The following is an 11,445-nucleotide window of genomic DNA, read 5'->3' on the forward strand; positions in this document are numbered from 1 at the left end:
CTTCTGATGTGGTATGATAGACATGGCGATCGGGTCTCCTTTTGTAGAAGTTTGTTGCAACCAATATTCTACGGGATTCGGTCGCTTTTGTATATCCCTCCAGTCTCACATCTATTGTAAACCTACACTTTCGAAAAATATTTTTATTTCTTGTTGATGTTTACAGATGTATGTTATAAATTTTTTATTTCGATGAGAAATGTATTTTTTCTTCATGGATTGAGATGTTATAATAAAACAGGTATCCACGGAGGAAAATCAAGATCGGAGGAATTTTATCATGAGTTTTGAGAAAAATATTCGGACCGTTGTTCCGTATACTCCCGGCGAGCAGCCGCAGCGTCGGGTCATTAAATTGAATACAAATGAAAGTCCGTATGCGCCTTCACCTAAGGTGGCTGAAGTGCTTCATTCGTTTGATGCTGATTCGCTGCGGCGTTATCCGCAGCCGGACTGCCATGTGCTTACGGAAGCGCTGGCAGCATATCATCATGTGGAGGAGGATCAGGTTTTTGTCGGGGTTGGTTCGGATGATGTCCTGTCCATGTGCTTTCTGACGTTTTTTGCCGGGGAAAAGCCGATTCTTTTTCCGGACATTACTTATTCGTTTTATGAAGTTTGGGCGGCGGTTTACCGGATTCCCTTTATCAAGGTGCCGCTGACGGATCAATTTGAGCTTCGGCCTGAGGATTATCGGCGGGAAAATGGCGGGATTGTTTTTGCCAATCCGAATGCGCCGACTGGGAAAGCTATGTCACTGACTGGTGTCGAGCAGATCATAAAGGAAAATCCGGATTCTGTCGTGATTGTCGACGAGGCGTATGTTGATTTTGGCGGCGAATCTGCATTGCCTCTCATTTCGCGTTATGACAATCTGCTGGTTACGCGGACCATGTCCAAGGCGCGGGCTTTGGCAGGGATGCGTATCGGTTATGCGCTGGGAAGTAAAAAGCTGATCCGCTATCTTAACGATGTCAAATTTTCCGTTAATTCCTATACCATGAATGCGCCGTCGCTGGCCGTAGGCGTGGCATCACTGGAAGATGAAAGATATTTCCGCGAAACCACGGCGAAAACGATTGCGACAAGGGAGTGGACTAAGGAGCAGCTGAAGAAGCTTGGTTTTTTCTTTCCGGATTCCCAGACGAATTTTATTTTTGCTTCCCGTCCCGGCACTTCAGCGGAGAGGCTGTTTGAGCAACTGAAGCAGCGGGATATTTATGTCCGGTATTTCCGTCAGCCTGTGCTGGATCAGTATCTTCGTATTACGATCGGCACGCAGCAGGAGATGGAAACGCTGATTCGTGAGTTGGAGACGCTGTTGAAAAAGAATTTCTAAAAATTTTCAGTCATGGCAGGAAACCGTAATTGTTTCATAGAAATGGATGGTTAGTAAAAACATCTTCTGTGAGAGGACAGTGAGCGAAATGCCATCCGAGGAAAATGTATGGCAGCTGCTGGTCGGACGCGGGCTTCACGAGATCCGACAGTACGGCAGCGGAGTGCGGGGGCCTGCAAGACTGTCGGCGATCGCCGGCATAGCGGATTTTCTGCTGGAGTCTGCGGCAGAACGGAAGGCCAGTGATTTGCATCTGGAGCCGTTTGAAGGGAAGTTGCGCATCCGATACCGGCAAGACGGAATCCTGATCGCGGATGCGTTTTCTCCTGTGCCATCGGAGCTGGCTGCAGCGCTGCTTTCCCGTCTGAAAGTTATGGGCGGCATGGATATTGCGCAGCATCGGCGTCCTCAGGACGGACATATCCGTTATGAATATCAGGGAATAAAATTGGATATTCGTGTCTCGGTCATGCCGGCTGCAGAGGGCGAAATGATGGTTCTGCGCTTCATGGATTTGGGCGGATCCGTACGAACGATTACGGAACTTGGCTTTTCGAAAGAAAACCGGCGGCGTTTTGAATCACTGGTTCATCGGCCGTCCGGGCTTTTGCCGATCTGCGGCCCGATGAATTCAGGAAAGACTACCAGTCTCTATGCGGCATTGCAGGAATTGAATCAGCCGGATCGCAATTTGATTACCCTGGAAGATCCCATCGAGCGTCAGCTTTCAGGGGTCAATCAGGTTCAGCTCAATGAAAAGGCCGGGCTGGATTACGCAGCCGGTCTTCGCGCTATTTTGCGGCAGGATGCGGAAACCATTCTGCTCGGTGAAATCCGTGATGAACAGACCGCAGAGCTTGCCGTTCGCATCGCTTTGACGGGGCATCTGGTCATGACTACACTTCATACGGAAAATGCGGTATCGGCGATTTTTCGCCTGTTTGAGATGGGGATTCCGCCTTATCTTATGGCTGCGACCTTGTCGGGAGTGGTCGCGCAGCGGCTGGTACGCTGCCTTTGCCCGCATTGCAAAGAAACATGGGAAGTCCGGCCGGGGTCTTCAGAGGCTGCTCTTTTCGGTGAGTCATATGTTTCAGGGATGCGGCTGTGGCGCGGTATGGGCTGTCCGCATTGCCATGGGACCGGGTATTCGGGGCGGATGGCGATTCAGGAAGTTTTGGTCGTGGATGCTGCTCTGAGGGAGGCGATCCTGACGCGGAGAGACCGCCGGGAATTGAGCGATCTGGCCATTCGCGCCGGGATGAAAACGCTTTGGCAGGACGGGCTGGAGAAGGCCGCAGCAGGTGGAACTTCACTGGCGGAAGTGAGGAGAGTGCTCTATGGATGAAAAAAGTCAGGACTGGGAGCTGCTCATCCAAAACGGTATCGCCCGGGAGGTATCCGATGTTTATCTGACAAGCGGGCAGGCCCCGGCTTATCGTATGGAAGGTGAAGTGACGCATGTCTGGTCGTTTTGCCTGACGGATGAAGTGGTGGAGTCAGCCTTGAGGAAAATGATCACGGAGCATCAGTATCAGGTACTGCAAAATTTGCGGGAATTGGACTTTTCCTGGACGTTTTCGGGGCGCCGCTTTCGCGGCAATGCCTATTATCAGCGAGGGCGCCTGGCTGTTGTTCTCCGCCTTTTGCCAGCCCGTATTCCTGACATGGCAGAACTTGGATGCCCTATGGCCTTGAGAAACTTGATCGGTGCGGATCGGGGACTGATTCTTGTCTGCGGCCGGACGGGCTCTGGAAAAACAACGACATTGGCATCATTTATTGATGAAGTCAATCATCGGCGCGGCGCACATATCGTCACGTTGGAAGATCCGATTGAATATCTCCATCGGCCGGAGAGGTGCTTTATCAGTCAGCGGGAATGGGGCAGGGATTTTCTCTCTTTTCCCCAGGCGATGCGAAGTGCCCTGCGCGAATCTCCGGATATTATTCTGCTCGGTGAGATTCGAGATCAGGATACTATGCGTACGGCGCTGATGGCCGCCGAGGCAGGGATTTTAGTCCTAGGGACTCTGCATACCGGAACGGCGGCGGATACCGTCCGGCGTATTGAAGGCATGTTTCCGCTCAATCAGCGAGATACGATACGCGATGCTGTGGCCGGAGTCCTGATTGGAATTTTTGCGCAAAAGCTATTGCCGCGCCGTGGCGGCGGCAGGGTATGCCTGACCGAGGTGCTGCTGACAGGAAACGCTGTACAGAATCTGATTCGGCAAGGCAAGTATAATCAGCTGGATTCCGTTATGCTGTGTCATCAAAAGGATGGCATGCAGACGCGGGAGCAGGCGCTGGATCGGTTGTATGCCAGCGGATTGATCACCCGTACGACCAGAGAAGAAGAGGCCGGCGAGGGTAAGGGAGGGGGCTGCGTATGACTGTTTTTGCCTATAAGGCGCGCAATCGCAGCGGAGAATCGTTTGCCGGGCAGCTTGAGGCAGACAGTCGGGAACAGGCGGCCAGAAAGATTCGTCAGCGCGGACTATGGGTATCGGGACTGAGCGAAGTTCGAGATAAATCCCTGCAGTCTGCGGCGCATCACCGGCTTTTTTCCGTTTCCGGTTCGATTCAGCCGGAAGAGGCGGCGGTATTTTTCCGGCAGATGTCCGTTCTTCTTTCTGCCGGTTTTCCTGTACATGAAGCGCTGGCTGTGCTGTGTCATTCCGGCGGTCCACTGCGCGTTCGTCAGATGGCGGAAACCGTTCATGCTTCGGTCTTGAGTGGAAAAACACTGCATGATTCACTGGGGGAGTTCCCCAAGGTGTTTTCCCGGCGGGTGATTCGTCTGGTACAGGTCGGGGAAGCCGGTGGAACATTGGATCTTATTTTGGAAGAAATCGCAGATTTTTTGGAAGAATCCTACAGGTCCCGGGAACAACTAAAATCCATGATGCTGTATCCGATGATTCTGATGGGAGCGACGTTGGCGGCGATGGGCTTCATCCTTTGGTTTGTTCTGCCGACGCTCGTATCTGCTTTGACGGAGCTTCATGGCGAACTGCCTTGGCCGACGCGCTTTTTGCTAGGGGGTTCTGCTCTCTTGCAGGAGCATACCGGAATCGTTTTGGCGCTGGCCGCAGCGGTGGTTTTGCTTGGCCTTGTTCTTGGTAAACAAGAACTGTTCCGTCTGCGGCTGGACCGAGTACTGCTTCATATTCCAGTCTATGGCCGGCTGATTCTTTTTTCCGACTGGATGATTGCCTCCGGAACCCTGGCCGTTATGCTTTCTCATGGGGTGCAGCTGACGGCGGCGTTGGATTTGCTGGAGGATGTATTTATCAATCGCAGTCTGCGTCAGGAGATCCGTTTGGTGCGGCAGGCGGTATCACAGGGACGTTCTTTGAGCGAGGCATTGCAGCATGAGAGCTGCTGCCCTACTTTGCTTCGGCAGCTGTATCTGGCCGGGGAACGCTCCGGTGAACTGGAAAAAATGATGCAGAAAGGGGCGGAAGCATGCGCTGTGATTTCCGGCAATGAATCGCAGCGTATGAAAGCACTGGCCGAACCGGCCGCTATTCTGATGGTCGGGGGTCTGGTCCTGTTCTTTGTGCTGTCCATTATTCTTCCGCTTCTGAATACTATGGACATGCTGACCGGATGATAGCTTCAGATTTCTTTCATTTCTTTGTGCTACCCTGTGGAACATAGGGAGATGATAGCTATGGAAAGAAATGAAACACCGCTTTCTATTAACGATATTACGTCGGATATTCTCAAACAAGTACCTGACGGACAGAAATCACAGAAGAAGCGTTAAAACGGCAAGAAAAAAGAAGGCATCAGGGCCTTCTTTTTTCTTGCCGTTTTGTCGGGAACTTACTGCTGCAGCAATGTGTTTTTCAGCTGGAGATATTTGCGGGTGTAATAGGGGCCGTTTTGTGCTTCACGGTGATCAAATCCGTATGCCCGGCGGCTGATGGCCAGGACGGGCGGTGATTGGATGCGCTTGGCGACAGCCATCCCCGTAAACAAATTCCACCAGCGTTCAAGGTCTTCAATAAACGATTGTGCTGTCGGGAAGTATTGCCTGACCAATCCGGGACGGCAGCCGAGATTTTCCTCCAATGTTCCCGCGGCATACCATTCCAAAATGTCCTGCGGTGAAGCTTTTTGCCATCGTTCGACAAAAGAGCGGAACAGGTAGTCATGATAGGGGTATTTCAGCGGATCGCCTTTTCCTTCATCGACATTCTGCTTGCTGGATAATTCCGCGCTCGGAACGATATCCATAATGCCCTGAGGGATTACCTCGCGCTGATAAACCGTCTGATTCATATAATCGGCCAGTTCGTAGATTTGGTATTTCCACAGATCGGCTAATGCAGCCAAAAAACCGCTTTGGTCACCGTAGAGCGTGGAGTATCCAACGGTTGTTTCCGCTTTGTTGGCGTTGCAGGTAAATCCCCCTCCAAAGGCTGCCGCGGCGCCTGCAAGGATGCGGGCACTGCGATCCCGGGCCTGAATGTTTTCCGCGACAAAGGAGGAAACATGCAGATGCGATTCTGCACCGTTTTTGAGCAAGACAACCGGTGTGTTTTCCAGCTGTTCGATCGTGTGGTCGACAGACTGCTGAATCGGAACGACCATGTATTGACAGCCAAGGTTTTCGGCTAGTGTGCGGCTCAGACCCTGAGTGGTCTGCGAGTTAAAGACGCTGGGCATATTGACCAGCAGAAGATTTTCCGGGCCGATGATATCTGCATACAGGGCGGCGGCTACGGCAGAATCGATCCCGCCGGAGATGCCGATTACGACTTTTTTCATATGGATATTTTCAAGAAAACGCCGGATCCCGTAATGAAGGGCGCGATAAATATGAGCAATCGGCGGCTCTGGCGGTGCAGAGGCAGGACGCTGGTTTTGGCCGTCAAGAGACACGACGGCCAGATCTTCCTGATACTCTGGGCTGACGGCATGGATGGTTCCGTCTTTTGTGTATGCTGTACTGGAACCATCGAAGGTATAGATGGTCTTTCCGTTGTTTTGCAAACCGATAGCGTTGACGTAGAACAAGGGGGCAGCCGCAGTTTTTGCCTGCCATCCGAAAACGCGGTTTCGTTTCTCGTTTTTTCCCAGGGTATAGGGGGAGGCTGAGATGTTGACGAAAAAGTCGATCGGATTATTCTGCCGCAATACCTCGAACGGTTGAAGTTCGTAATTATCACTCCATCCATCCTCGCAGAGAAGACAGCCGATGCTGTAGCGGGTATCACGAATCTTCAGAGAGACAGGGGAAATCAGATGGTTTGGCGTTGTTCCCAGCTCTCTTGCCAGTTTCTGCAGGCTGAAGAAATGACGGGTGTCATCGAATTCACGGTAATTCGGCATCAGGGTTTTGATGACATACGGATAGGGCATATTATCCGGTTGGATCAGATGCCCGTTCTGTGCAGTAAAAAAGGCGTTGTATTTGCGCACGCGGCCATCGTTGTTTTTTCTGGACCAGTCAACGGCAATATTGCCGAACATGACGACGATGCCATGGGAGGCGGCGATGATGTCCCTGCCAAAGGACTCGCAGTCCTGCAGGAAGGAGGTTTGTTCCCATGTATCACCGAGAAGATAGCCGGGAACGGCCATTTCGGGGAAAATGACGATATCCGCCCTTTTTTTGCGGGCCTCTTCGATCAGAGAAAGGATCCGGGCTGTGTTTTTATCCGGGTGTCCGGGAAGGACTTCCATTTGAGCCATGGCGATATTCAACAAAATCAAGCACTTCCTTTTACATAATCATGGATTTTCTATTCATAATATGCGATTTGTGTAATTTTTGTATAAAAAAGTATTTCGTTGACCGACAAATTTGTGTTTTCTATAGGATTCCTTTTTAATCTATGATATAATAAACTGCAAATACAGTCCAGCGGGAATTTGCCCGACGGCTTGTGATTTCAAGGCGGCGCAATGGAACAAACCGGTCTGTGATGCTGTGATACCCGGCCGCAGAGACGTTGTTGCGTTTTCGTTACAGGTTAGGAAAAGAAAGAGGCGATTGGTTTGAAGTATAGCAGTACAAGAGGCAAGGGAGCAGAAATCGATTCGGCGGAGGCGATCATTCGCGGATTGGCAGATGATGGCGGGTTGTTTGTGCCGGAGGAGATTCCCGCAGTGGATGAAGCGTTCCTCGCCTCTTTGCAGCAGCTTTCCTATGAAGAACAGGCAGCCAGAATTCTGGGGCTTTTTCTTACCGATTATACAAAGGAGGAGATTCGGGGCTGTGTCGATCGTGCCTATGGACATCGCAAGTTTGATACGGAACGCCGCGCTCCGGTCCGTACGTTTGAGGATGTCAGTGTGCTGGAGCTTTGGCATGGTCCGACGAGTGCGTTCAAGGATATGGCACTGCAGCTGCTGCCGCAGCTCATGAGCACCGCGCTGAAAAAAACGGGAGAGACGGAAGAGGTTTTGATTCTGGTCGCAACGTCCGGTGATACAGGAAAGGCCGCGCTGGAAGGCTTCCGTGATGTGCCACAGATTCGGATTATGGTCTTTTACCCAGAGGGCGGCGTCAGCCGGATCCAGCAGCTTCAGATGCTGACGCAGGAAGGGAAGAATGTCAATGTTACCGCTGTAAAGGGAAATTTTGACGATGCGCAAAGCGGCGTCAAGAAGATTTTCGGCGATGCAGAATTCAGCCAGAAGCTGGCCGGTTACGGGGTAAGGCTCTCTTCCGCCAATTCGATTAACTGGGGCCGTCTTGTACCGCAGATCGTCTATTATTTCAGCGCATATACCGAGCTGGTGAAAGCGGGAAAGATTCAGTCAGGCGATTCGGTGAACTTTTCGGTTCCCACAGGAAATTTTGGCGATATTCTTGCCGGCTTTTATGCGAAGTGCATGGGTCTGCCGATCCACAAGCTGATTTGCGCGTCCAATGCCAATAATGTTTTGACGGATTTTTTGCGCACCGGCGTTTATGACCGCAACCGCGATTTCCATAAAACGATCACGCCGTCGATGGATATTCTGATCTCAAGCAATCTGGAGCGCCTGCTTTATCATATTACAGGGGATGCGTTCCGGACTGCAGGCTGGATGCGGGATCTGCAGCTGCAGGGGCGGTACGATATTGGTGCGGAGCTTTTGAAAAAGATTCAGCAGACATTCTGGGCGGATTGGGTTAGTGATGAAGAAACAAAGGAGCTGATCCATCGGGTTTTCCAGTCGAAGCACTATATACCGGATACGCATACGGCAGTAGCATGGAACGTGGCGGAAAAGTATCATCAGTCGACGGGAGACGACCGTGCCATGGTCATTGTTTCTACGGCCAGCCCGTATAAATTTAATGGGAGCGTACTGGAAGCGCTGGGAGAGACGACCGCAGGTATGGATGAATTCCAGCTTTTGGAAACGCTGCAGGACAAAAATGATGCGCCGATTCCGGAAGGACTTGCTTCCCTGCGCGCCAAGCCAGTCCTTCATCATGGCGTATGCAGGCGTGAGGAAATGGAACAGGCTGTGCTGGCTTTTATTCGTTCGTAAGGCGCGCCTGTGTTTTTGCCGGTTCTTGTCATGATGCTTAAAATAAGGAAAGAAAACGACGAAAAGATAAGGAAAAATAGCGTAGATTGTCGAGGAATACGATACATTTAAAGTAATAAATATTTTTCTTTTCTTTTCATTCGTTTCTTCGTTTTGACAAATAATTTTGATAAATAATAGTTTAAAAATTAATTACAGCGGATAGTTGACATTTATGGAAAAATAAGCTAATATAATGCTTGTGATGAAGGGAACACGGGAATGTGAAATCCTTCTCAAGTAATTTATCAGTATTATGAAAGAGGTTGAATGTAAAATGGCAAACATCGATCTTACTCAGTATGGAATCACGGGCGCAACGGAAATCCTTCACAACCCTTCTTATAAGACGTTGTTCGAGGAAGAAACAAAAGAAGGTCTGACGGGCTATGAAAAGGGTCAGATTTCTGAACTCGGTGCTGTTGATGTAAAGACGGGTATTTACACAGGCCGTTCGCCGAAAGATAAATTCATTGTTGATGATGCGACGTCTCATGATACGGTATGGTGGACCTCGGAGGAATATCCGAACGATAATCATCGTGCTACGCCGGAAGCATGGAAGGCAGTCAAGGAAATCGCTAAAAAGGAACTTTCGAACAAAAAGCTGTATGTCGTTGATGGCTTCTGCGGCGCAAATAAAGATACGCGCATGGCAGTTCGCTTCATTGTGGAAGTGGCCTGGCAGGCTCATTTCGTAACGAACATGTTCATCAAACCGACGGCGGAGGAGCTGGAAAACTTCAAGCCGGATTTCGTGGTTTACAACGCTTCCAAAGCAAAGGTAGAAAACTATAAGGAACTCGGACTGCATTCCGAGACGGCCGTTGTGTTCAACCTGACGGAGCGTGAGCAGGTTATCATCAATACCTGGTATGGCGGCGAGATGAAAAAAGGCATGTTCTCCATGATGAACTATTTCCTGCCGCTCAAGGGCATTGCTGCTATGCATTGCTCCGCGAATACGGACAAGCAGGGTAAGAATACGGCGATCTTCTTCGGCCTTTCCGGTACGGGCAAGACGACGCTGTCTACGGATCCGAAGCGTCTGCTGATCGGCGATGATGAGCATGGCTGGGATGATGACGGTATCTTCAACTTTGAGGGCGGCTGCTATGCAAAGGTAATCAATCTGGATCAGGAGTCCGAGCCGGATATTTATGGCGCAATCAAGCGCAATGCGCTGCTGGAAAACGTTACGCTCGATGAAAACGGCCGTATCGATTTTGCCGATAAGAGCATTACGGAGAATACGCGTGTATCTTATCCGATTGATCATATCAAGAGCACGGTCAAAGGTTTTGTCAATGACCGCAGTGCTGCACCGGCTGCCAAGAGCGTTATCTTCCTGTCGGCTGATGCCTTCGGCGTTCTGCCGCCGGTTTCCATCCTGACTCCGGAGCAGATGCAGTATTATTTCCTCTCCGGTTTTACGGCGAAACTGGCTGGTACGGAGCGCGGCATCACGGAGCCGACTCCGACGTTCTCCGCTTGCTTCGGTCAGGCTTTCCTCGAACTTCATCCGACGAAATATGCGCAGGAGCTCGTAAAGCGTGTTAAAGCAAACGGCACGAAAGCGTATCTCGTCAACACGGGCTGGAATGGTTCCGGCAAACGTATTTCCATCAAGGATACGCGCGGCATCATTGATGCTATTCACAGCGGTGCAATCAACAACGCGCCGACGAAGAAGATTCCGTATTTCGATCTGGAAGTTCCGACGCAGCTGGAAGGCGTTGACACGAATATTCTGGATCCGAAGGATACGTATAAAGATCCGGCTGAGTGGGACAAGAAAGCAAAAGAGCTTGCTGGAATGTTCATCAAGAATTTCAGCAAATATACAACGAATGAAGCTGGTAAGGCCCTCGTCGCTGCCGGCCCGCAGCTCTGATTTCTTCGTTGCAGAAAAAGAATATCTTCACCGTGAAAGAGGGCTCCTTGCGGGCTCTCTTTCTTTCTGTTCATACAGGGGGTCAGGTGATGAGGATGCCATCGGATGAAGCGGTTCTGCAGTTGACAAGGAAGTCGATATTCGTTATTCTGAAAAAGAAGGCTTTTGTATTTTGGCAGTCCGTTGACTGCATAGCTGGGAGATGGTTTTATGCAGTTCGCAACAGAACAAGGGTGCGCGCTGATGCATTTATATCTGACGATTCATCCGAAAAAATCGCCGGCTTATGCTCCGGCAGAAGAGGGATATCTTTCGGATGAAGAGGAATCGCGTCTTCATCATTTGGCCGAGTTCATTCGCTTGAGCGAGCGCCGAAGGTACGCTGAATCGTCGGCAGATCCAGATGGCGTGTCAGATCATACCGAGTGGTTTTTGGAGGGCTGGCAGGATTTTGTAGAGCATTTCACAGAAAATGTGAATGGCGCAATCGAATTTGATGATAAAACCCTTCCGGATACGTTTGCAAAATTTCAGAACGATATCCGCCGTATATCTTCCCGTCCTTGTACGCAATGGGAGATTGAACTCGCGAAATCCATGAAATCGTAACGCGGCATATTGCCGTTGCCTGATGGCTGTCATTCTGCTGCAACCATCAGGTTTTTTTATG

The 11,445-nt window shown here is 50.5% G+C and carries 8 protein-coding genes; 7 read left to right on the forward strand and 1 reads right to left on the reverse strand.

Going from position 1 to position 11,445, the window contains the following annotated elements; genetic code table 11:
• Positions 1-280: 280 nt before the first annotated feature.
• Genes hisC through FYJ78_RS09185 form a run of 4 tightly spaced genes read left to right on the forward strand, consistent with a single transcriptional unit; the run spans position 281 to position 4,958 of the window.
• The gene (hisC, locus tag FYJ78_RS09170) at positions 281-1,339 is read left to right on the forward strand and encodes a histidinol-phosphate transaminase (protein ID WP_154621102.1); all 1,059 of its coding nucleotides are present in this window, start codon (positions 281-283) and stop codon (positions 1,337-1,339) included.
• A gap of 46 nt (positions 1,340-1,385) precedes the next feature.
• Complete coding sequence (locus tag FYJ78_RS09175) at positions 1,386-2,687, forward strand: GspE/PulE family protein (RefSeq protein ID WP_235899976.1); 1,302 nt, start codon at positions 1,386-1,388, stop codon at positions 2,685-2,687.
• Complete coding sequence (locus FYJ78_RS09180; RefSeq protein ID WP_154621104.1) at positions 2,680-3,735, forward strand: type IV pilus twitching motility protein PilT; 1,056 nt, start codon at positions 2,680-2,682, stop codon at positions 3,733-3,735. Before FYJ78_RS09175 ends, FYJ78_RS09180 begins: the two co-directional genes overlap by 8 nt.
• Positions 3,732-4,958 carry a type II secretion system F family protein gene (locus tag FYJ78_RS09185; protein WP_154621105.1) on the forward strand — a complete coding sequence of 409 codons (1,227 nt, stop codon included), beginning with the start codon at positions 3,732-3,734 and terminating at the stop codon, positions 4,956-4,958. The genes FYJ78_RS09180 and FYJ78_RS09185 overlap by 4 nt, the downstream gene beginning before the upstream one ends.
• A 215-nt stretch (positions 4,959-5,173) precedes the next feature.
• Here the strand turns inward: FYJ78_RS09185 and nadE are convergent, their stop codons facing one another.
• Positions 5,174-7,063, reverse strand: coding sequence for an NAD(+) synthase (gene nadE / locus FYJ78_RS09190; RefSeq protein ID WP_154621106.1), 1,890 nt, complete (start codon positions 7,061-7,063; stop codon positions 5,174-5,176).
• Between the two features lie 291 nt (positions 7,064-7,354).
• Here nadE and thrC point away from each other — a divergent pair, with 291 nt between their 5' ends.
• The 3 genes from thrC (at position 7,355) to FYJ78_RS09205 (ending at position 11,384) form a co-directional block, all read left to right on the forward strand.
• Positions 7,355-8,842: a threonine synthase gene (thrC, locus tag FYJ78_RS09195; protein WP_154621107.1), complete on the forward strand. Its 1,488-nt coding sequence runs from the start codon at positions 7,355-7,357 to the stop codon at positions 8,840-8,842.
• A gap of 316 nt (positions 8,843-9,158) precedes the next feature.
• Positions 9,159-10,775, forward strand: a complete 1,617-nt coding sequence (gene pckA, locus FYJ78_RS09200) for a phosphoenolpyruvate carboxykinase (ATP) (RefSeq protein ID WP_154621108.1) — start codon at positions 9,159-9,161, stop codon at positions 10,773-10,775.
• A 210-nt stretch (positions 10,776-10,985) separates the two neighbouring features.
• Positions 10,986-11,384 (forward strand): hypothetical protein, encoded by a 399-nt coding sequence (locus tag FYJ78_RS09205; protein ID WP_154621109.1) that lies wholly within the window; start codon positions 10,986-10,988, stop codon positions 11,382-11,384.
• The last annotated feature ends 61 nt before the right edge of the window (positions 11,385-11,445 follow it).

Origin of the sequence: Wylensekiella montiformis (assembly GCF_009697385.1) — a bacterium.
Taxonomy (GTDB): domain Bacteria; phylum Bacillota; class Negativicutes; order Selenomonadales; family Selenomonadaceae; genus Selenomonas_A; species Selenomonas_A montiformis.